This window comes from Paenibacillus sp. p3-SID867 (assembly GCF_025142895.1).
Lineage (GTDB): Bacteria > Bacillota > Bacilli > Paenibacillales > Paenibacillaceae > Paenibacillus_AQ.
Genome location: NZ_JAMBDM010000013.1, coordinates 89,943 through 113,711, shown reverse-complemented (window position 1 = coordinate 113,711; position 23,769 = coordinate 89,943). Strand labels below are relative to the sequence as shown.

The following is a 23,769-nucleotide window of genomic DNA, read 5'->3' as shown; positions in this document are numbered from 1 at the left end:
CCAGTTTTAGTTGTACACTTTTACGGACAAGTCGGCGAGCACCTGCCTCAGGCTTTCGACCAGTTGGCTGCGGTGTCTGTCGTCACGGCCCACCACCGATACATACAGCCGCCCTTTCGGTACGCCTCGCTTGTTCTGTACTCCTTCGGCGATACGGCGCCGGTTCAGAATCTCGTTCACCATGACGGTATTGGATGATAGCGGTACGATCCCGTAATCCCCGAGCGTTGTCAACAAAAGACCGGATTCGCGCAGAGCCTGCAGGAGTTTCCCGAATGTGAAGCCTCCCGGAAGACCGAGAGAGAAAAACGTAAGCCAGCCGGTATGGCCGTACGGTTCCGACCATTTATCGAGATAGGCGTTAATCAGTCCCATGGATTTGCGGGCATTGATCTCCACAATGGATAGGACTTCTCCGTCCTCCAGTATCATGGAGTCAAAGCAGACAAAGCCGTGATAACCGTCCTCGACCAAAGCCCGGAGCGCTTTCTCTATCACGGTAAAATAACCGGCGTTCTCAAGCATGCCGGTAAAAGCTTCATCGGCTTTGATAGACCCGCTGTAGTTTTGCTGGTGATTCATCATCCGCTGTACGGAGATGAACTCCGTCTTTCCGTTCTCCTGGATGAACCAGTGAGAACTGAAGTCGGTCACCTTTGGCAGCAAGGGCTCCAGCAGGAATTGAACCCGCAATCCGCTCCCCTCCTGTTTATGCAAGTGCTCCGCGATCCTTCGCTGCATGGCTTCACTGTCGATGAGCAGGTTGCCCTTGCCCGAAACACCGAAAGGGTCTTTCAGCAAATATGGCCCTCGTTTCAGAAGGGCAGTTCCAATTACCTCTATTTCCGCAGCGCTGTTTGCCTCCATGCCGCAGCTTTTCTCGCCAATTCTAGTCAGAAGCCTGCTCGAGTATATCTTGGAGTTCACACGTACAACCGTTTCCATGTCCGGTAATGAATTAAACGGTTCGGCAGCATGAAGGTAAGCTTCCGTTTCTGCTGTAATAGCGTACGGCGATAAAATGTGTGCGGCGATAGAGAACAAAGCCTCATCCGGTGATTGTCTTTGCCGTAAATCGTTAGCGGCATATATGGAAGGGATCGATTCCGGCAAGACCACTCCCTTTGAATAACCGGCGGCGGCAGTCTTCAGCATCCTGTTTGCCGGCAAAAGATCCTGGGCTTGTTCGGCTGCAAGGCTGAACATACACTGTTTGAACACATCCGATCCTGGTAAAGGTTTATCCTCTTCGTTCAAATCAAAGTGATAACGGGTCCGAAAAGAAAAACCCAGTCCATTTAGGTATTCGTGCAGCGAAGGATCGATTTTGCAACGCATGTAAAGGACGTCGTCCGGTCCGCAAAATGGAAAAAGCAGCTCGTCCATACATAGGACAATCGATTCTCGGTCCTTATCGGGCATCGCGGGCAGCCGGGCCAGCACCGGATCCCTCCAGCGCGTTTCGGGATCGAAGGTACCCATCACGATTTTCGGAATCACACCGGTTTCATGGTTTGACATCTTCGTACAAGGGCTGCTCCTGCGATTGGCAGCTTTTCAGGAAAGTGATAAATGTGTCGATCGACTGGAGGTGTTCGTAATCGAATTGGTCATAGTCAATGACCACGTTTAACTGATCTTCGACTTTGAGCATAAACTGGATCATTTGCAGAGAATCGAGGCCTATATCGTTGTTTAGATCCGTTTCGGGGGACAGGCTTTGGCGGAGTTCCGGTTGGTCTTCCTTGATAGAGCACAAAATGTCTACGATTTTATCGTACATGACTACACTCCTTTAAAGGGTTAATATACGAGGTACAACCGAATCCTTACGATTAGAGATTCCATTTGAATACAAACTCCTTAGACGATTCCCTCCTTTTTCCATAGTTACAATTATTATCTTCCTGGTGTTAAAATCTGTCAACTAAAAATATAACCTGATTCGATAGAGTGAACATTGCCGAATGCTGCGCCCGATCTCACGATAAAAAGGAGCTGTAACCTCAAAAAAGGTCACTAGCTCCTTCTACTTATGACGTGGCATATGCTTTATAGTGCCTTGGCAACAGGAAGCCCGCCCGGGACACTATTTTAATGTTTCGTTTTGGTATGTCCATTTTCTGTCCAGGCATTGAAGCTTTAATCCGTTGCGGCCTCTTGCTCTTTCGGAAGCGGCATGCCCGCTTCGACCAATCGCTTGTTGCGTGCGAAGAACACAGTAAGCACGAGCATAAACAGTCCGGTACCGACCAGCAGCCATTCAATTTTGACCACGTCGGCAAGCGGTCCGAATATCAGCATCCCGATGGGCATCATGGAAGTCGAGATCATCCCGAAGACACCGAATATCCGTCCCAAATAATTTTCGTCCACCTTCTCCTGCAGCATGACGGTGGTCGGCGTATTAAATATGGGCATCGCTACTCCGAACACGGCCATGATGGCTAAGTAAATCCAGAATACAGGGACAATGCCGAGCGCAAAAGTGGATACAGCCATGATGAGGCTGGCAATCGCCATCGTGTACACTTTATTTTTGAAACCGCCCCATGACGCGATAATCCCTCCTCCTGCCATCATGCCGACGGAAAACGCGATCTCGATTGCCGTCAAACGCCATACGTCGTCACCGAAGCTGCGGGTAACCTGCAGCGGAGTCAGAAAGGCAGCTGGTGCCATAAGCACAAAGAAAATAGCGAAGAAGATAAAAAAGGATTTTAAAAAGGCATGCTGTTTAATATACGCCAAGCCCTCCTTGAAGTCGTCCAGGTAGCCTGTGCTTTGCGTATCAGAAGCCTTTTTGTGCAGCGGAATTTTGAGAAAGACAAGCAAGGTGAATATCGCGATCGCAGCCGTAACGACGTCGATAAAAAAGATCACCTCGATCGTTGCCATGGTGAGCAAAGCCGCGCTGACGATGGGTGCTACGAACATGGTCAGCGCTTGTAGACTGCCGTTGATGCCGTTAACTTTGGTTAGCTTCTCTTGCGGCACGATTTGAGGCAATATCGCTCCGACCGCTGGTGTCTGAATGCCTGCCCCGAGTGCGCGTACGGCAGAAATGACAAACAGCAGCCAAATCGCTTGGTAGCCAAGCATAAACGTAATGGCCAAAATCAGCGTAACCACCGCGATCATAGCATCCGCAATCATAATGAGTGATTTACGGTTGTAGCGGTCCGCCCAAACGCCAGCAAACGGCGACAGCAAAAACGTCGGAATGAATCCGCAAATAATATACAGCGTCATCATGAGGCCTGACTGCGTAGTTAGTGTAATGTACCACATGATGGCATATTGCACCAAGGCAGATCCAAACAACGACAGTGTCTGGCTGCTTAAGAAGAGAATGATGTTCCTCTTCCAATGGCTTTTCTTGTCATCTACGATTTCTGACATCGTCCCACCCTTTCGTGTATGATCTCACGCGAATTATACTCATTTTAACTTAAAACGAAGTGCGATATTTCTTTTTAATTGCTCATTTTACGTCCATCAGAGATCCTCGAATGCGGGAAGACAATTAGGCTCTACCGATTTTCACGAGAAGCTGCGCAAAGATAGGCACACACAGTTTCTTCTCATTAACTGTATAGACAACTTCCAGACTTTTCAACAAATAAACCTTCACTTCGGTGAGGAAGGATATCCTAGAACCATCATGACCACAAAATCGTGTCCGTTGTAATATAAGCGGCTCCCGCCTCTTCAAACGGCTTTGAAATTTCCTGTTCGTTAACGGTCCACATCGAAACGTCAATTCCGGCCCTTCTGCAGTTTCGTACGTCCTCGGGAGTCGTTGAACGATAATCGTAATCCAGAAAGGCAGGCTGCAATCGGCCGATAAACTCCAGGTCTGCAGGGGCTGGCGGTTTGGACGATAAATAGCCGAGCGGCACCCTATCGTCGATAGCCCGCACCTTCAACAGATCATCGGCATTGAAACATATGAAACTGCATTGGGCAAGCATGCCGGAACCGCGGACAAGCGCAACTAACTTCTCCAGATCACACTCTTGGTGATATTCCTCGATTTCGATAAAGGCATGCATGCCGTAGGACAAACAGACGGACAGCACTTCCTCAAGCGTAGGTATGTGCAGGCTGGAGTAGTTCCCGATCCCATTTCCTGCCACGATATGCAGTTTGCGGATCTCCTCATATGAGAAATCCTTCGTCCTCCCGGTACCGTTCGTCATACGGTCGACGGTGCGGTCATGATGGACGATCCAGCGGCCATCCGTTGTGCAATAGGTATCGCATTCAATGCCCCAGAAATCCGATTTGCCCGCTAACTCAAAGGCTGGGATGGTATTCTCGGGAGCATGCAAACTCAATCCGCGATGGGCGACATATTTGGGTTTACTATTCATCTAATTGCTCACCTCATAATCCGATTTAGTTGACCATACAAGCGGCAATCATCCTTTGATCGACCCCAGCATGGCTCCTTGATTAAAATGCTTTTGCATAAACGGATAAATAACCAGCAGCGGCAGCGCCGTCAAAATAATCGCCGCCATTTTGGCAGCAGGCGTATATTTATATAACACATTGGTGGCATTGGATATCGTAGGATCATCCTCCACCAGCATCTGCCTTAAGAATACCTGCAGCGGCATTAATTTAGCATCGTTTAAATATAAGATGGCAGAGAAATACGTATTCCAGTTAGTTACAAGATAAAACAAGGTAAAGGTAGCTATAACCGGCATGGACAACGGGACGATCATCGACAAAAACAGGCGCCACTCCCCGCTCCCGTCCATTCTGGCCGATTCCTCAAGCTCGAGCGGCATGGACTGAAAGAAACTCCTCATCACAATAACGTTAAAAGGTGCAATCGCGGTGCTTAACCAGATGGCCCAAAAGCTGTCCAGGAGATGGAGCGATCGGACGACCAAATAGGTTGGTATCATGCCGCCCGAGAACAGCATCGTAAAAAACACCATGAAATTCAGTGAATTTCGAAACTTCAGCCACCGCTTGGACAACCCGTATGCCATGAGAGAGGTCAGCACGATATTCAGCGCCGTTCCCACAGCGCTAATGATAACCGCATTGCGGAAGGCGGAGATAAACCCTGGATGCGACAGTAGATACAAGTAACCATCCAGGGTGAACTGCTTGGGTATCACGAAGAAACCGCGCGTCAAATACTCGTATTCCGTCGAGAAAGAAACCGAGAGTACATAAAACAAAGGGAAAATAGCCATCGCTGCCGCCAGCAAAAGGAAACTGTAGACCATGATCGTGAACAACAGGTCAAGACCTCTCAGGTGCCGCATTTAAAACACTCCCTCCTGCCCCGTTTTTTTGGCCAGGCGGTTGACGAGCAGCACCATCACCAAGCCGACTGCGGATTTAAACAATCCTACGGCTGTCGAATAACTGTAATCGCCTTGAACCAGACCCGTTTTGTATATGAATGTTTCAAATACCTCGGATACATCTTGATTCATCGGATTCTGCAGCAGAAAAATATGCTCGAAACCAAGGTCCAACATGTGTCCGAACCGTAAAATAAACATAATGACAATGACGCTTTGCAGGCCGGGAAGCGTAATATGCCAAACTTGGCGCCAACGGTTTGCGCCATCCATCATAGCCGCCTCATACAATGTCGGGTCTATGCCCGATAAAGCTGCGAGATAAATAATCGCTCCCCATCCAGCACCCTGCCAAATATTTTGGACTAGCCAGACCCACCGAAAATACCGGGGATCCGTCATCCATTCAATTCGATCCAGTCCAACATTCTCCAATAATTGATTGAAACCTCCGGAGCCGGTTGCGAATAACACAATGGTAATGCCGACGATTACGACCCAGGAAATAAAATTGGGCGCATATAAAATGGTTTGGACAGCCGTCTTGAAACGCTTCGCTCTAACCTCATTCAACAGCAGCGCGACCAGAATAGGAGCCGGAAAAAAGAACAGTACATCCAGCAGATTGAGGAGCAGCGTATTTTTGAGCAGCAGCAGGAAATCGCCTTCGGCAAACAATCTGCGAAAATAATGAAGTCCTACCCACTCGCTTCCTGCAATTCCCTTGAACGGGCTATATTCCAGGAAGGCAACGGAGATCCCGAACATCGGAATATATTTGAAAATGATAAAAAAGAGAATACCCGGCAGTATCATGAAATAGATTGGAAATGCCCTTTTCCAGTAAGCATTCATTCATTCAATCCTCCATTGTTATAAACCTGACAGAATTAATAAAAGGACCCGAGCAGCTGGAGCCGCTCGGGTCCTTCAGGCGAACGTTATGGATTCGCTGTATAAGCGGCATTCACTTCCTCCATGATCTTGTCTCCGCCGTCTCGCTTCCATTCCGCGATCGCTTCATCTATACGTTCCACCGGTTTTTTGCCTGCAATGATTTCGATGACGGATTTATGGAAACTTTCGTTTAGGGCTGTCCCCTTCGCCAAGTATGTGGCTGACGAGAAGATGTAAGCGTCGGACGCGTTCTTATATGGATATTTGCCTGCGTTATCAATGGATTGCTCCATTTCCTTTGCCCAAGTCGGGTCGCTCCATTTGTACGTGTTAAACGTATTGGAATTGTTTCGCAATACCCAGTTCCACAAGAGACTTTGACGCCCCTCACCTTCAGCCTTCAATTCATCGGTCATCTCATAAGCTCCATTGCTGTTTTTCTTGTAATGGATATTTTCAATTCCATTCTTGAGGATGTCTTCCCCTTCGGGAGAAACCCACCAATCGAACATTTCCAGAATGCGATCCCGCTTCTCAGCATCGACGTCCTTGCTTAAAACGACCTTAATGGTTCCGCTCGTAGGCGTGGATGTGCCCCGCGTTCCGTTTGCTCCCATCGGCGGCGCCAGCTCCACGAACTCGGCTCCTGGGGAAATGGTCTGCAGCTGCTGATTGGTTTGTTGGCTAAACTGATAATGCATGTCGGCAAAGCCTACTTTACCTTGCGCGTATTTCTCATTGAAATTCGTGTTGGTAATGAAGTCTTTGTCAAGCACGCCTTCCTTATAGGCGCGATTCATGAAAGTAAGGAATGCTTTCCATTCTTCCGATTGGGTTTGCATCGGTATCAGCTGGCCGCCCTCTTCCTTCCAGCCGTTCGCCAATCCGAATGCTGCAAACAGCTCCGGTATTCCCATAAGGCTCGAGTTGCCAAGCGCCGAGAATCCGAAGGTATCGTTCTTCCCGTTGCCGTCCGGATCCTGGGTCGTGAAAGCTTTGGCTATTTCATAAAAAGTATCGATGGTGAATTGCTCTGCAGTGGGTACGGGGATTCCCAGCTTAGTAAGCCAGTCCGCTCTTACATAAATTGTGTTTTGGGCTGTGGCGTATATCGGAATGCCGAAGATTTGATCTTTCGGGTTCAGCAGCGCCCATTCTTCCGGCTTTGCTATGTTTTGCAAATTTGAATATTCGGGTAAATGCGGCTTTAAATCCAGGAACACGCCCTGCTCCACCCATTTCAAGTATAGGCTTGGACTATCCATGCGTATAATATCCGGCAGTTTGCCGGATGCGGCGATCACGTTCAGTTTCTCGGCAAAATTGGCATTCGGAACCCATTGAATCTGCAAATCCACATTAAATTTTTCATTGATATGCTTGATAATCGGATGATGGTTGTCCGGCCAGCCCCCACCCTTCCATGAAGCGATCATCATATCGATTTTTATTTTCTTGGAATCGTCTTTCTCTCCGTTCGCACCGGAAGCCGTACCTGCATCCTCTTTTCCCGTGGATGTGCATCCAACGATCGACAATAACACCAGACTCATAACCAGGATCATTGATAACGTTCTTTTCACTTCGGGTGACCTCCATTACGAATTTTTGGAATTTGTCCTTCATGCATCTTTAATATATCTTGTTGTCCGGGGTCACTTTTTCACATAATGATGATGTTTTTATCCGAATTTCTGATCATGTGTTTGTCTTTTTTGGGAATCGAAGCGTGACTTTGCTTCCTTGTCCCGATACTGAATGCACGCATACGCCGTATGGAGGGCCGTATTTTAAAGCCATTCGGGCATGGACATTGAGGATGCCAACCGATTCCTCGTGGTCCGATGGCTCTGCCTGTTGTTCCACATACTTCATTCTCTGTACAATCCGCTGCAATTCTTCTTCTGGAAAACCACTGCCGTTATCCGTAACGTCAATGATAAGGTCGCCATCCTTCTCATATGCCTCCACCGCGATATGGGCATTTCCGTTTCTTGGTTCAACCGCATACTTTACACTGTTCTCTACGATCGGCTGCAGCGACAGCTTGATAATCCGGCAATCCATGCAGGATTCAGGCACCGATATCCGGCTTCGAAAATGATCGAACCGGATATGAATGATATCCAAAAAATTTTGCAAATTTCGCAGCTCATCCCGCAGCAGCACTTCGGAACCGGGCATCTTCGATGTATATCGATACACACCCGCAAGCCTTGTCACCATTCTCTCAATCGTCGGCACCTTCTCGATAAAGGCGATGCTTTTGATAATTTCCAACGTATTGTAGAGCAAATGCGGGTTGATCTGATTCTGCAGTGCCTGGATATGGGCATCCCTTTGCCGCAGCTGCAGCTGCATCTCGTTGATCTCAAGATGATGTACCGTGTGAATGAGTTCATTCAGCCTTGCCGTCATCTGATTAAAGCTGCCGTTAAGCTGCTGAATCTCGTCTTTGCCTTCAACCAACTCCGCACGGACATTCGTGTCGCCGGTCTCCACCTGTTTCATCAGGTTCCGCAAGCGAAGAATGGGACGGACGACTTGGCTGACCATCCTCGGAATAAACAACAACGATACGATAATAATGCCTGTCATCACAAAGAACGTTGCCTTGCGCGCGAAGTCCAGCCCGCTCGCCATTTCATGCATGGGTACAGAAGCAACCATATTCCAGCCGGTCACTTCCGAGCGGTTCCCGGAGATCAGAATTTTCTCTCCGTTCCGTTTGATTACAGCATCCTGCTCACCGAGCGGCAGTGCACCCAGAGCGGTGTCCTCGACACGTTGACCGGCCAAGTTCATGTCCGGGTGATACACGATCTCTCCTGTTGAATCGACAATAAAAAAGAACCCCGTTCTCCCGAGTCTCGTCTGTCCGAGAATGTCTTGAATTTCGGTAATGGATAAAGCGATGTTCAAATTTCCGACGAGCTTGAGGGAATTCGGATCAAATATGGGCACAATCAGCGTAATATAGGGGTATGCAGCCATGACGGCATCTTCATGACGGTAGTGTGAGGGGACGATGTTCAGCTTATCGGATAAGGGGCTGCTTAGCCATGGCGAGTACTTAATCATGGCATGATTCAAGGCGTGATCTTTCGAATAAATCAATCGGTCGTCCAGTGAACGGAGTACAATCCCCAGGACATTAGAATAGTTGATGGCAATATACTTTGACATGATGCCCTCGACGAGCGCTTCCTGTTCTCTACTGAACATTTCACCGCTAATGAGCCATTTCTGCAGAAGTCCGCTCTCCGGATTGTCGCCGAGCAGCGAATTGGAGGGCAGCGGACCGGCAATCGATGCATATGTCGATTGGGCCATTTGCGTAAAATACCGGTCGAGCTGATGATTAATCCGGGCCGTAGAATCCTGGGTAATCATATAAAAATCATCTTTTGCCGATTCTGTATAGTAATAGGACGTGAAAACTGCCATCAGTGAAATGGAAATAAAGCTAACGGACAGCACCAACCCGAGGATCTTCGTCTGAAAAGAGAAACGGTGATGCCAGTTACGCCATTTCATGAGCCCATCCTCCTTCTGTATTCGAGGGGAGCAACTCCGGTATGCGCTTTGAATACTCGTGTGAAATAGGGCGAAGAGGTGTACCCGACGATTTCCGCAATCTCGGATACAGCGTACGAGGTAGTTCTCAGCAGCTTTTTGGCCTCATCCATACGCAATCGATTGACATAACCGACGAGTGAGCTGCCCGTATGTTTTTTGAATAACGCGCTGAAATGGGAAATGCTGAAATTCGTTAGATTCGCCATTTCCGTGAGCGACAGATTCGATTTATAATTTGCCTCAATGTACCGGCACGATTGGGCAATGGCCTCAGGCAGGCTCGCTTTCCCCATTCCCGGATACTCGAGGTACCATTTTTCCAGCAGCGCCATGTAGTATTTCTGGATGGCCCCATCATCATTAGATACATATTTAGGGATGTCCTCGGACGCAACGCCGATTTCATTCAACAGGCTCTTAAGCTTGGTCTCCATAATATTCAGCAGCCCAATCCGGGCATTTTTGCTCAGAGCATGTAATCTTAAGACGGACTGAATTAGGTGGCTTTGCTTTTGCATGAGAGTATCAAGCGCCAATCCCTGGTTGTTATCCAATAGCGACTGGAACTTGACGATATAGTCGTTCAGGTCCTTCAGAGATTCCAGCTTCTCCTTGGATCTGCTTAGCGCTTCGGTCAGGGTTTCAAATTCTACCGGCTTTAGCAAATACTCCGAAACGCCATAGCTCATGGCCTTCTGGGCATATTGAAAATTGTCGTAGCCGCTGATAATCACGGATACAAGTGGAATCCGATGCTCCGCTATTTGCTTGATCAAAGATAACCCGTCCAGCTCAGGCATCATGATATCCGTAATCAAGAGCATCGGCCACACTTCCTGAATCATGCTCCACGCTTCTTTTCCATTGCTGCATTCCCCTACCACCTGGAATTCCTCACCGGCGGATTTCACCATCTCGACGATTCCTTTCAAGACCCATGGTTCATTTTCGGCTATCAGAACGGTGTACATTTGTGCGATAAACCTCCATCGTTGGCAATTATCCAGGTTTCTCAGGATATAAAGAGGATTTCGTGAATGCATGATATTTTCCTGCTTTTACATAGCGGTGATGTATGATCAAGGCTTTAACCCTCGTGATTCGATGATTGCGCTTCTTCTTTTGAAGCAAAATAAATGGGGTTTGTCACTGCCGCCATCGACAAGCCATCGGCCAGATCGAGATTCCGCCAAATTTCTGCCCGCAAAAATCTCCTATGCATGGCGTTAACCATCAGTGTAACACCTCCGTCCGAGTCAACAGAAGTTTCTTCCTCGAGACCGCGCTCGCTGTACAGACGAATCCGATCGCCCGGAATCAATTCATCCAGTTGAACGACCACCTCGTGATCGGCGTGCCCATAGGGCACTTCATCACCAATCCCGTATTCGCCGCACTGAAGGGTGGCAAAGGGACCGTCTGGCGAATAAGTGATAACGACATGGCCTTCCGCAATACCGTTCAGCACGCCTTCCACCGTTTTTTCATCAGTCCAGACCCATACGCATGGCATCGCATGCTTCACATATGAATCCGGTCGATGCACATCGCTTCCGCCAACGGCTACCAGGCGTCTCCCCGCGACAAGCTGTTCCTGCCACCAAGAAAGCGCACGTCTGTTGTGCTCTCTCCAAGGCCCGTTCCAAATTTCTACCCAGTCGTAATCCACATCGAAATCCCACTCCCACGGGCAGTTATCGCAGTGCGTATGGTTGAGCACAATCTTGGCCCCCCGCTCGCGGGCGACTCGAAACTTCTCGTGCACATCGGAAATTCCCGATACGCGAAAATCATCCATGGGGCTCGTCACGCCAAGAAAATTACTATGACCATAATTCGTCGTAAACTCCGTACCTGGTATCATCAGTACCGAGGTAGCGCGGGGATAAGCAAGGTTTTGGCTGTTCGTATTGTGATCGGTCATGGCTATAAAATCGCAGCCCAAACTCTCCATCATAGCCGCATTCTCTTCCAGGGTATAAATGCCGTCGCTATGAACGCTATGCGTGTGAAGATCTCCCTTCAGCCAGCGCGATGTCTTGTAGGTAAACTCGATTTCTATCGTGACCGTACAACCCTGAGCGGGAACCTTGTAGGCGTTATGGAGAATAGCCCAATACCCTGGGGCCAACCGTCCAGGCTGATACCCTGGAGTCGCTTGATTCAGACCGATGCTAAATTCCTGACGTGCCCCTCCGCTCCAGCCTCTTACTCTCTCGGCATCCCGGATCCCTAGATCAATGACGGCTTTTGCGGCTTCATCGCCATGGGATTCCACTTGATAGCTCACGTGGATTTCTTCGACACTCTCCGGCATTTGGAACGGAACTTCGATGTACGTACTTTGTTCCGAATGCTCAATATATCGTTTGAAAGTCGATATGTTCATTCGCTCGATTTGTTTGGTCACACGACTGCCTCCTCAATTCTGCTTATTCTTTATTTGCGCCGACAAACATTCCTTTGACAAAATACTTTTGCACATACGGATAGATGACGATCAGCGGAAGAAGGGCAATGACAATCCCCGCCATTCTAACATTGGTCGTGATAAGAAAATTGCTCGAGGTCGAATCGGTATCAACAATGAGCGATTTCAACGCGATCTGCAGCGTATATTTGGACGAGTCATTTATATACAGGAGGGCTGGCGTGAATTGGTTCCAGCGGCTGACAAATTCAAACAGCGTAACGGTTGCCAGCCCTGCTCTCGCAAGCGGCAAGTACATCGTAAAGAAAATCCGAAGATCCCCGGCTCCATCGATCCGGGCCGATTCCGACATCTCGTAAGGGACGCTCAAAAAGAAATTTCGCATGAGCACGACGCTGAAGCCGGATACGAAACCCGAAAGTATCAATGAGGACAGCGTGTTTAGGAGACCTAAATCCTGATTCACGATATACAGCGGGATCATGATCGCCTCGCTCGGAATCATCATCGTTAACAGGATCGCGGATAACATCCACTTTTTTCCGGGAAGCCCTTTTTGAATCAGCACATAGCCAGCCATAGAACTTAGGAACACATGACCTACGGTACCGACAACGGTCACAATGACATTGTTCGTAAATGGCAAATAAAGCTTCATGCGGTTCCACACCGTGGAGAATCCCTCCAGGCTGAATTCCTTGGGCCACAGTACGATCCCGGGCTGCATGGAAGCAAAATTTGATGAAAATGCAAGTGCAAGCGTATTTAGAAAAGGAATAACCATGGTTGAAACGAGCAGAAGGAGGAACAGAATATTAACCGCATCAAACACACGGCCCGGCAAGCTGATTTTATTCGTTGATTTCATATACCGACTCACCCTTCATCGTAGCGGATCACCGCTCTTGTTACGTACGTTAGCGCGAATGTTGCCAAAATCACCAGGAAGCCGGCCGCCGTAGCAGGTCCAACGCTAAATTCCAATATCCCCTTTTGGTAGGTGTACATCATAATGACATCGACTTTATTGGCAATGGCGCCGTTACTCATCACGAATATTTGATCAAACAAACGCAGGATTCCCAAAACGTTCAACATGATGACCACTTTCATGGTGGAGCGAAGCATCGGAATCGTTACATATCGTATCCTTTGCCAGCGACTGGCTCCGTCCATGCTCGCAGCCTCATACAGCGATGGATTGATGTTTACGATGGCGGCCAGGTACATAATGCAGGTATACCCCATTTCCTTCCAGCCAGAAGTTAGGATCATGACGGAGCGGGCATAACGGTCCGAAGACAGGAACCCGACCGGCTGACCGCCAAAGAGCTGAATGATTTGGTTCACGATGCCCGTATCCGGAGACAGCAGTAGAATCCACATTCCGCCTACGACAACCCAAGAGAATAAATGAGGTAAATAGACGATCATCTGGGTCATTTTTTTGAACCAGGCGGAAGCCACTTCATTTAAGGAAAGCGCGAGAATCAGCGGCAGCAAGAAGTTGATGATAAAACTTCCGGCGCCGATCACGATCGTATTCTGAAAAACTTCCCAAAAACCCGGATCCTTTAGCACACTCAGATAATTATCGATGCCGATGAACGGACGATCTCCGATAAGCCGGTAATCTTGAATGCTGATAACAAGTCCCCGGGCAAGCGGATAAAAGGAAAAGATGAGGAAGTAGGCCAGGATAGGAAGCATCATAAAGTATAGGGTTTTGTATTTGAATATGGCTTTCACGGAATTTCGCCCCCTTATTAAAAAAATAAAGAAGGGCGCGGCGTCATCACCGCCCCTCCTCTTCATGCTTTAATCGATAAGTCCGCCTGCTTTAAGCTCTTCTCGCATTTTTTTTACGGCGTCGGCAGCCGGCATCTCGCCCATGATCGCTTTGAAGGAATATTCATTGATAATCTTCTCGGCATTCGCCCAATTCGGAGGCGTTAATTCCAATGCAGCGTATTGATCGACGAGATCCTGCGCTTCCTGGACGCCCGGCAGTTTACCGAAAGGCGGTTCGACGTTGCGGTTATACCAGAAAGGAACGCCATGGTCGGAAGCATGCTCTTTACCGGTTTGGGTCAATTCGTATTTGCCGTTGGCAACCGTGTAATCCACATCCTTTATGCCTAAGCTGCCCAGCGTAATACCTTCCTCGGAATGCCACCATTCAATGAATTCAAAGGCTGTTTTCGGATGCTCCGCATTGACGGGAATAACCCAAACATCCGGATCGCCTCTGCGCAGCATGTGGTTGCCGTTTGCGTCGGCTGCACCAGGCAAGCCCTTCGCTTCGAATTTCGTATTCGAATCTTGTTCCTGGCGCGTATTGTTCAGCATGCCTACCCAAGCGTCCCAGTACGTAATCATGCCGACCCGGTCGGTCAGGAACAGGTCTCGCATTTTACCGGTGTCATTCGTGGTAAAGTTCGGATCCAGAATGCCTTCCTCAAACAGCTTGTTCAGCCATTCATAAACCGGGATGGCCGCATCTGTAGAATATGGAACGTCCAGCTTGCCGTCCGCCGTTTCCACATATCGTTGTTTCAAGCCCGCTGCGCTGAAGAAGCCCTGCAGTTCATACATGCCGGCCGTGCTGAGTCCGTACGTGTCTTTTTTGCCGTTTCCGTCCGGATCTTGTTCGGTGAACGCTTTGAGGACGTTATAATAATCGTCCAGCGTTGCAGGCTCCGGCAGGTTTAATTCGTCCAGCCAGTCCTTGCGAACGATCGGCATCGTTCCTCCCTGGTACTTGGTGAACACGCCGTAGATCTGGCCATCCTTCGTCTTTACTTGTTCCCACTCATTCGCGGGAATGACGTTTGGATCCGACAGCACCTTGGAGGCGTTCACTTGATCGGTCAGCGGCGTAAGAATTCCTTGTTCAACGAAGGTGGACATCTTCTCTTTGCTGATTTGCAGCAGATCGAATTTTTCTCCGGAAGCGATCGCTGCAAGCAGCTTCTGGTCATAGTCAGCAGCCGGCTTGTTTATCATTACCTTGATGCCGGTTAGACGTTCGATTTCTTGCTCGAACTGCGTGTTCTCCTCAGGCGTTTTGCCGCCGATGACACCCGTCATGATTTTGAGTGTGCGTTCTTCTTTCGATGCAGCTTGGGACGCGGCAATGCCGCCTTCCTGTGTACTGCTGCCTGCGTTCGGAGAACAGCCCGCAAGCAGCCCACCGAACAGAGTTACAGCCATGATTGCACTCATGATCTTGTTTCTTTTTACCAAGCTAACCACTCCTTAATTGTCATTAAATAAGAAATTTGCAGGATTCCCTCACAACCAGCTGTGCGGGTATGATGATTTGCCTGTGGATACGTTTATCGCTTATTTTCTCGATCAACAGCTTGGCTGCTTCAGCTCCAAGCGTCTCTGCCGACAACTCCACGGATGTCAGCTTTGGATTCATATCTTGAGCTAAAATCGCATCATTGCTGAGGGCGATGACCGACAGCTGTTCGGGCACCTCAATATCAAGCTCCCTGGCTGCCCTCAGCACGCCAAGAGCCACTCTGTCCGTATCGGTAATGACTGCCGTATAGTACATGTTTCTATACGTATTCATGATGGACATGTATCCGTATTCCGTGCCGTTGGCATGCAGTTTGTGGTTATAGTACATCACGTACTCTTCGCGCATCGGCAGACCGTACTGGCGATAAGCTTCCAATAAGCCATGTTTTCGATCATAGGACACGGTCATATCGGAGGCTGCATTCAGAAAGAGGATGGATTGATGTCCTCCTTGAAGCAAATAATCTCCTACCTGATGAGCCACTTTCGTGTTGTTGTTATCCACGTAGCTGATCGAATCGTCATATGGATCCGACCGCCCCACCAGCACAAGGGGTGTACCCATCATCAGATACCGTTGGATACGCAAATCATTCTTTCGCGGGTTGAGCAGAATGACGCCATCGACAGGATCCTGTGAATACATCGTAGGATCATCCTGCTCGGGTAAAGTGTCGAGCACTAAGCGGTAGCCCTGCTTGGAGCATTCCTTGATGACACCGTTAATCAACTGAGTATCGAAAGCCGTCATCGTCCCATCAGGCGGGAGAGGGATCTTGAGGCCGATGCTCATCGTCTTCTTGATCGCGAGGCTTCGGGCCAGATGATTCGGGAAATATCCCAGCTCTTGGGCTACCTCTAGTACCCGCTCCGTCACTTGCTGGCTGATCGGCCTTTTTTTGCTGAACACACTGGATACGGTCCCCTTGGATACACCAGCCCTCTTGGCAACGTCATCAATGGTAGCCATCTATGGTTGTTCCTTTCTCTAACAAATTCTCATTGTGCCTGCTGGATCATTAAACCGGTTTAATAACCCTACGCCATTGATTGTAAAAAAGAATAATTTAATAGAATGCAGGTTTTTGTTAATTAAAAATTAAAATCTCTGCACCAGCTTGATGAAGGATGCTGCTCTTGTTTTTTCTGACAAATCAAAAAAAGCCGCCTATGGCGACTTTCTACGCATGTATATTCATGTGAACCCGACCCCTATCGTGTCCGGGTTGCCATATTAGTTATTTTCGATTGGCATCGCTTTACTTTATAGCGGTTCGCATCGGGTGTCCCGCCTAATTATGAGTAAGAAACTATTATACTAACTCCGTGCGGACCGTGATTCCGCTATTTGTGAGCAAAGGTGCTAAATATAAGATTAAGCGGACACAGGTTCCGCTATTACCGGTATATCACCGCAAAAACAGAGAAAAAACCGAGAATAACGGATTCTGTGTCCGCTAAGCATTGAAATTAGTACTTTTGTTGGGAAATAGCGGACCTCCTGTCCGCATACATCAGTGCACCTGCCTATTTTTACTTCCAATTTGAAAATAGGGCTATTGTTAATTGGGCTCTCATTATCGCTGCCACAGTTGATCCTTTAGAAGAACCCGATGTATTTATCCATATACCCATCTTATTCATATAACCAACTTATCCTTAATCTTCTTCATATCCATCACTTTGGTCGAGTATTCTATTGCATGTATTTCCCCCTTGATATGGAAAATCAAATCCTAAACGGCTGAAAGAAGCAGCAGAGACCTATCCATTGACGGGTCCCTGCTGCTTCTGTGCATGCCTATATCTCGCGAGAAAACTAAACATTTTCCAGAAAAAGTGTGCAATGACGCTCTCTATTCACCTATGCCAGGTTTATGCGTCGTATCGAGTCCATATTCACCTACGCCAGCTTAATGCTTCGAATCGAGTCCATAACCGCATACACCAGGTCTAGCTTCGATTCCAGTCCATTTTCGCTTACGCCAGGCTTATACTTCGTATCAAGTCCATATTCAACGACGCCAGAACTATTCTTCGTATCAAGTCCATATTCACCTACGCCAGGTTAATGCTCCGAATCGCTTCCATATTTACTTACGCCAGCTCTATTCTTCGAATCGAGTCCATATTCACCTATGCCAGGTTAATGCTTCGTATCAAGTCCATATTCACCTACGCCAAGTTAATGCTTCGAATCGCTTCCATATTTACTTTCGGTTCGCGCTCGATCGTCAGCAAACCGTTCACTTCCTGCTGCACGTCCGTAATTTGCGTATAACAGAATCCGCTCACGTATGGCAAATTTTTAATCGCTTGCGTAATTCCTTCGTATCGCTTCAAGAATTCATCCTCGTTACGAACCTGATTGCCGTAGCCCCAACCCTCTTCGCTTGTAAAGGCGATGCCGCCGTATTCGCTGATGATCACAGGCTGGCCTCGATAGCCATACCCCTGCGCGAATGGATAACGATGCGTGTTATGCGCGAATTTGTTGCCTAACAGCGCGTCTTTGTCCCGATATCGCTCTTCCAGCATAGCGCCTATCTCTTCATAATCGTGGAGTGTAATGATATCCGAAATCGTATGTTCCCAGCCGTCGTTCACGATGACCGGCCGCATCTGGTCGAATGCCTTGGTCAAATGATAGATGGATTCCGTAAATTGCTGCTGCTTGCGGTCGGTGGCGATGTCAGTTATTCCCCAGGATTCGTTGAATGGTACCCATGCAATGATGGAAGGATGATTGTAATGCTGGCGAACGACAGCCATCCACTCATTCGTGAATCGCTCAACCGCATCGTCCCCGAATTCGTAGGTTGACGGCATCTCCGCCCATACCAGCAGCCCTTTGCGATCGCACCAATATAAGTACCGGGGATCCTCCAGCTTCTGATGCTTGCGCACACCGTTAAAGCCGAGGGCCAGCGTTTTGTCGATGTCTTCCAGCAGCGCTTCCTCCGATGGAGGCGTCAAATGCGTATCGTTCCAATAGCCCTGGTCCAGCAGCAGTCTCTGATAGATCGGCGTATGATTCAGTATGACCTGATCACCTACGATCCGGATGCTCCGCATGCCGAAGTAAGAATAGGCCGTGTCGACCGGCTTTCCGTTTTGCTTCAGAATCATCTCGACGTCGTATAAATTCGGATGGTTCGGATGCCACGGCTTGACCTTCCACTCGCCCACGGCCTCGTTAACAACGCTCACGTCAACTGCTACGGTGCCGCGCTCTACGCTCGTTTCCGTCGACCGGATCAGCTTACCATCAAACCGGATGATGGTCTGCAGAGTCAATCCGTCGTAATTCTGCCCAGCGTTGCCCAGTTCGTAACAGAAGTTTACCGACCCGCGTTCCAGCTCCGGCGTTATTTTTACCCGGTTGATATGAATCGGATTCACGTACTCCATCCACACAGTCTGCCATATCCCTGTCGTCTGCACGTACCAGCAACCGAAGTTGTCCTGCATCCACCGCTGCTTGCCGCGCGGTTGGGTACAGCTGTTGCTGTCCACGGCTCGAACGGTAATCCGGTTCTCCCGGCCGACCTCAACCGCTTCGGTAATGTCAAAGGAAAAGGCTGCGTATCCGCCCTCATGCGTGCCGACTTTGTGTCCGTTGACCCACAGGGTCGCCGAGTAATCGACCGCTTGAAAATGCAGCAGGATACGTTTGCCTGCTTCCTTGGCAGGTATGGCAACCATCCGCTCATACCATACGCAGGGGTGGAATGATTCATCCGCAATGCCGCTTGCTTTCGTTTCGAACGCGAAGGGGACCGTAATTTTGCGGTCTGCTTCAAGACGGTCGTACCACTTGCCGCTCTCCCCTTCCCATGCATCGTCAAAACGGAAATCCCATTCCCCGTTCAGATTTTCCCAGTTTTCACGCACCAATTGCGGTCTAGGATAGTCTTTAATATATTTGTGCGAGCTAGACATTATGTTCCACTCTCCATCTTCTGTTAGTTTATCGTTTCTATTTCGTACCCATGGATTCCACCGTTAAGTCGCCGAGCTCGATCTGCTCCGCATGAACCGATCGCAGGCCTACTCTCCCCTGCATGAATGCCCGGGGATCATCATATGTCAGGATCGGCTCTCTCCCGTCTTGCACATATACGCGAATCGTGCCTCGTACCGCTTCAATTCGCAAGCTTGTTGGCTCGTTCGCTTTCAGCGAAACCTTGACGCTATGCAGTAATTCGGAATCGTAATTATGTTTGTACAGCTCAAGCTTCGTAGCGCCGACCGCAAGGAAATATCCCATCAGCGAATCACTCACTTGATCCCGGAAATCCGACTCGTTAGTCACTCGAAAGAGCACTCCCGCCTGACCGGACGGATCGTCGCCCAGCTTCACGGTCGTTCGGATGCGATAATCGGTCCAAAGGGGGCTTCCGCCATACATCTTGGCATCGGAATTGGCCGCGCCGGCATACCCGCCGTCCGTTTCGATCCATTGGCCGTGAACATCCTCGGAGCTTGTTTGTTCCAGAAGATTCTCCAATTTGAACGTTTGCATGTCGACCAGCTCGAAGTCCATCGTTTTCCATTCCATCGTATGGTCGCTGTCCAATTGAATGGCAAGGCTATGTAAACCCTTTTCGAGCTTTAGAGACCCAACCCGAATTTTAACCCAAGGTTCGCTACCGCTACCCGAGTAATGGCTGCCGTCAACTTTATAGTTTTCGACCTTCTTATCGTCCACGAGCAGCTTGAAGGATGTCGGCCCCATTCCGGCCTTGACCGTCAGGTCCAGCGCATACGTTCCGGATTCCGACACGTTCACGGCATAACGCAACCAGTCGCCTTTATCCGTCAGCGAAGCCGAATAGCTTCCATCCTCAGCCATCTTAATCGCCGTACCGTCCGAACCACGCCATGCGCCTGCTTCCGATGGATGGCGGACCGAGAAGCCTCTGCCTTCACCGCTTAAGTAGTGTACGGCCTCCATGCTGCCCGGAAGCGGTTTGGCCGTTTCAAAGTCGCTGCTGCCGGAAGCGTGATTCGAGAATGCCGTATACGAAAAGCTCGGCTCGCCGTTTTGGTATCGATAACCGATTTTACCTGGTTCGAACGGTACCGCCGATTGATCCAGCTTCAGAACGCCGTCCAGGTAAACCCGCAGCCGATCTTCTCCGCGCTCGACGCGAATCGTGTGCAGCTTGGACCAATCCGTGTCTGCGGGAAGCTCCACCGTGGCAAGCACCTTGCGGCTGCCGTCCTGCATTCTGCCTAAGGATAACCCGTTTTGCTCCGGATCGATTTCGGCGAACCCGTATTGATTCGCGTCCTGATACGCAAACAACGCGGCGACGGGGGCCTTCGATGGAACCAAGTTATATTCGACAGTAAAGACTCCATCCGTGCTCACCTTGCTAATGATTTGTGCACTTCCTCCAGAATCCGCTGCTTCCCAGCGGCTTTGATCGATGGCTTCTGCGTCCAGCCTATCAGCAAAGACCGGCCCTCCCGGAACAGGCTGATCGTAATTCGTAGGCCCCAGAATCTCCATCTTGTCTCCGTTGAATACAAGCCGGTCGATGTTCATCCGACGTACGGGCGGGCCCTCCTGGGATCTTCCCGTCAAGTTATGATAGACGAGATAATAGGAATCCAGATCGGGCCCCATTACCGTCGAGCTATGGCCGAGCCCGTAAAAGTCCGGCTTAGTGCTGATGACGAGCGGGTTGTTGGCCGGAATGGTGTACGGACCTAGCGCCGAATCATGCGACACGGCATAATGAATGCGGTAGCCTTTGCTGAATACATGATTCCCGGTATATGTCATGTAATAGGTACCGTTCCGCTTGATGATCATGGACCCTTCCGTCCAATGCCCCAGATAGGGCCCTTGGATCGTCTGGCCCACCCCGAATTCGGCGGGACCGTCCATTGGAACGCCGACAATGCCCGACGAACCAGCATGGGTGAACAGCCAGGAGCCGTCATCGTCGATAAATACCGAGCCGTCAATGCTCATCCCGACGTTGTCGGAGATCCGTTCGAACGGGCCTGTCGGCGATTCGCTTCGAAACACATAATGCCCTTTTCCTGCCGGAGACGTATAGAGATAGAACCAGCCGTTCCAGTAAATCACTTCAGGTGCGTAGGCGCCGGTCGATACGGGATCCTCCGTCACCAGCCCCGCATACCTCCAATCGACCAGATTGTCCGATATCCACGCCTTGATGCCCGTCCGGTGATCCTTTGTACTGACATACAGATAATAGCGGCCGTCATGCCGCAGTATATACGGGTCCCCGTTGCCGTAATCCTCCCATTCTTCCTCTAGGGAAGGAAAAGGATTGGCGTACATCTTTTCGTTGTAAATGTCCAAATCGACCGCCTCCGGTTTCGTTCTTGAATCGCATCCCGACAATGCCAATCCGGCCGCTAATCCTAACATGCCAAGACAACAAACGATCTTCGACAGGCGCGGCATACTTATTGGCATGTGTCTCACCCCTTGATTCCGCTGATTGCCATCGACTCGATAAAGTATCGTTGGCAGAAAAAGAACACGATGATCACCGGCACCATGGCGATGATGGCGGCGGCCATGATCATCGGATAATCCGACTGGCCAATGTACATGGCCTGCATGGAAGCGATCAGCACTTGAATCGTTTGCTTCTCGGGCGTATGCAGGTAAATCAGCGGACCGAGAAAATCGTTCCAGATGCCCATAAAGCCGAGGGCAGCTTGGGCGGCGAGCGCGGGCTTCATGATCGGCAGCGCGATCTTGAAGAAAATGCCCGGAAAGCTGCAGCCGTCGATTTTCGCCGCTTCAATCAATTCCGTTGGCATCGCGCTTTGCAAATATTGGCGGATGAAAAAGATGACAACGATGTTGCCGAACAGGCCAGGTATGATGAGCGGCAGCAGTGTATCCACCCAATCCAGCCTGGAGAATCCGATATACTGCGGTATCATAACGACCGAATACGGAATCATCATCGTCCCGAGCAAACCCATGAACAGCATGCCTTTGTAAGGAAATTCGAATTTGCCAAAGGCATAGGCCGACATCGCGGATATCAGCATCCCGATCGTCAGGACGATCACCACGATGATCAAGCTGTTCATAAATCCATGCAGCAAGGGCGACTCCAGCCAAACCTTCGCATAGTTGTCGAACGTAAACGGATCGGGAATCCATTGTGGAGGAATTTCAAATACGTTTCGCCGATCCTTTAACGAGGTCGATATGGTCCATATGAACGGTGCGACCATAAAAATCGAACCGCATAACAACAGCAGCAGCGACCAGAGGTCCGTCATTTTTTCCCGTTTCACAGATTTCCCCCCTAGTCTTGATAAACCCATCGATTGGAAAGCTTAAATTGAATGAGCGTGACGATAAAGATGAGAATGCCCAGTACCCAGGCCACCGCGCTGGCATAGCCCATGTTGAAGTACTCGAACGCGTGCTGGAAAATGTAGTAGACGACCGTAGCGCCGCTGTATTCCGGTCCGCCATCCACCGCAAGCACGTAAATCTGGCTGAATGACTGGAACGCACCGATGATGCCCATAACGATGACAAAAAAATGAATCGGCGTGAGCAGCGGGATCGTAATTCGCGTCAGCTTGTGCCATGCACCAGCGCCATCGATTTCCGCAGCCTCATAATACGTCGAGGAGATCGATTGCAATCCTGCAAGATACAGCACCATGTTCCCGCCGATGCCGCTCCACAGCCCGATCAGGATGAGCGAAGGCTTCACCCACTCCGGCTTGCCCAGCCAGTTAGGCCCGGTGATGCCGAATGTTTCCCACAAAAAGTTGTTGAGCAATCCGTAATCCTGATTCAAAATCCACTGCCATAGCAGGGATACCGCGATAATCGGCGATATGACCGGAAGATAATAGATCGTTCGCATGAACGAGATGCCGGCGAATTTGCGGTTCATCAATATGGCCAGCAGCATCGACAGTATCATGCCGAGCGGAATGCCGATCATCAAATAGACCGTATTGTACAACGATTTGAACACTTTCTCGTCTTTCAATAGATCCTTATAGTTTGCGAGCCCCGTCCACTGCGGATCGGTAAGCATATCCCATTTGTGAAAGCTGATATAGATCGAGAACAAGATCGGCACAAGGCCGAACAAAAGAAACCCGAGAACTGGCGGAGCGACAAACAGATACAACCACGCCAGCTCTCTTCTGCGATACCCGCCAAGCTTGGTACCCATATTTCATTCC

General features: G+C 49.5%; 18 protein-coding genes. All 18 read right to left on the bottom strand.

Annotation, left to right across the window (positions count from 1 at the left end; genetic code table 11):
- Positions 1-6: 6 nt before the first annotated feature.
- The 18 genes from M4D81_RS24360 to M4D81_RS24275 all read right to left on the bottom strand — a co-directional run bounded on the left by M4D81_RS24360 (position 7) and on the right by M4D81_RS24275 (position 23,759).
- A complete protein-coding gene (locus M4D81_RS24360; RefSeq protein WP_260068329.1) occupies positions 7-1,521 on the bottom strand; it encodes an ATP-grasp domain-containing protein in 1,515 nt (504 codons plus the stop codon).
- On the bottom strand, positions 1,508-1,783 hold the full coding sequence (locus tag M4D81_RS24355) for an acyl carrier protein (RefSeq protein ID WP_071220754.1): 276 nt from the start codon (positions 1,781-1,783) through the stop codon (positions 1,508-1,510). Before M4D81_RS24355 ends, M4D81_RS24360 begins: the two co-directional genes overlap by 14 nt.
- 359 nt (positions 1,784-2,142) lie before the next feature.
- Positions 2,143-3,402 carry an MFS transporter gene (locus tag M4D81_RS24350; protein ID WP_260068328.1) on the bottom strand — a complete coding sequence of 420 codons (1,260 nt, stop codon included), beginning with the start codon at positions 3,400-3,402 and terminating at the stop codon, positions 2,143-2,145.
- A 260-nt stretch (positions 3,403-3,662) separates the two neighbouring features.
- Complete coding sequence (locus M4D81_RS24345; RefSeq protein WP_260068327.1) at positions 3,663-4,376, bottom strand: glycerophosphodiester phosphodiesterase; 714 nt, start codon at positions 4,374-4,376, stop codon at positions 3,663-3,665.
- 48 nt (positions 4,377-4,424) lie between these two features.
- On the bottom strand, positions 4,425-5,291 hold the full coding sequence (locus M4D81_RS24340; RefSeq protein WP_260068326.1) for a carbohydrate ABC transporter permease: 867 nt from the start codon (positions 5,289-5,291) through the stop codon (positions 4,425-4,427).
- Positions 5,292-6,188 (bottom strand): ABC transporter permease, encoded by an 897-nt coding sequence (locus tag M4D81_RS24335; RefSeq protein ID WP_260068325.1) that lies wholly within the window; start codon positions 6,186-6,188, stop codon positions 5,292-5,294. It lies immediately after the preceding gene.
- 86 nt (positions 6,189-6,274) lie between these two features.
- The gene (locus M4D81_RS24330) at positions 6,275-7,813 is read right to left on the bottom strand and encodes an extracellular solute-binding protein (RefSeq protein WP_260068324.1); all 1,539 of its coding nucleotides are present in this window, start codon (positions 7,811-7,813) and stop codon (positions 6,275-6,277) included.
- Between the two features lie 115 nt (positions 7,814-7,928).
- The gene (locus M4D81_RS24325) at positions 7,929-9,767 is read right to left on the bottom strand and encodes a cache domain-containing sensor histidine kinase (protein WP_260068323.1); all 1,839 of its coding nucleotides are present in this window, start codon (positions 9,765-9,767) and stop codon (positions 7,929-7,931) included.
- Positions 9,764-10,780 carry a response regulator transcription factor gene (locus M4D81_RS24320; RefSeq protein ID WP_260068322.1) on the bottom strand — a complete coding sequence of 339 codons (1,017 nt, stop codon included), beginning with the start codon at positions 10,778-10,780 and terminating at the stop codon, positions 9,764-9,766. The genes M4D81_RS24325 and M4D81_RS24320 overlap by 4 nt, the downstream gene beginning before the upstream one ends.
- Positions 10,781-10,896: 116 nt before the next feature.
- Positions 10,897-12,219, bottom strand: a complete 1,323-nt coding sequence (locus tag M4D81_RS24315; RefSeq protein WP_260068321.1) for a CehA/McbA family metallohydrolase — start codon at positions 12,217-12,219, stop codon at positions 10,897-10,899.
- Between the two features lie 22 nt (positions 12,220-12,241).
- Positions 12,242-13,108, bottom strand: coding sequence for a carbohydrate ABC transporter permease (locus tag M4D81_RS24310; protein ID WP_260068320.1), 867 nt, complete (start codon positions 13,106-13,108; stop codon positions 12,242-12,244).
- An 8-nt stretch (positions 13,109-13,116) separates the two neighbouring features.
- Positions 13,117-13,989, bottom strand: a complete 873-nt coding sequence (locus M4D81_RS24305) for an ABC transporter permease subunit (RefSeq protein ID WP_260068319.1) — start codon at positions 13,987-13,989, stop codon at positions 13,117-13,119.
- Between the two features lie 69 nt (positions 13,990-14,058).
- Positions 14,059-15,495, bottom strand: a complete 1,437-nt coding sequence (locus M4D81_RS24300) for an extracellular solute-binding protein (protein WP_260068318.1) — start codon at positions 15,493-15,495, stop codon at positions 14,059-14,061.
- 13 nt (positions 15,496-15,508) lie between these two features.
- Positions 15,509-16,522, bottom strand: a complete 1,014-nt coding sequence (locus tag M4D81_RS24295; RefSeq protein ID WP_260068317.1) for a LacI family DNA-binding transcriptional regulator — start codon at positions 16,520-16,522, stop codon at positions 15,509-15,511.
- 1,205 nt (positions 16,523-17,727) lie between these two features.
- Entirely contained in the window at positions 17,728-19,494 is a 1,767-nt protein-coding gene (locus tag M4D81_RS24290) for a glycoside hydrolase family 2 protein (RefSeq protein ID WP_260068316.1), read from the bottom strand.
- Positions 19,495-19,531: 37 nt separating this feature from the next.
- A complete protein-coding gene (locus M4D81_RS24285; RefSeq protein WP_260068315.1) occupies positions 19,532-22,012 on the bottom strand; it encodes a family 43 glycosylhydrolase in 2,481 nt (826 codons plus the stop codon).
- A gap of 5 nt (positions 22,013-22,017) precedes the next feature.
- Positions 22,018-22,854: a carbohydrate ABC transporter permease gene (locus tag M4D81_RS24280; protein WP_113058931.1), complete on the bottom strand. Its 837-nt coding sequence runs from the start codon at positions 22,852-22,854 to the stop codon at positions 22,018-22,020.
- Positions 22,855-22,865: 11 nt separating this feature from the next.
- Positions 22,866-23,759, bottom strand: coding sequence for a carbohydrate ABC transporter permease (locus M4D81_RS24275; RefSeq protein WP_071218449.1), 894 nt, complete (start codon positions 23,757-23,759; stop codon positions 22,866-22,868).
- Positions 23,760-23,769: the final 10 nt, after the last annotated feature.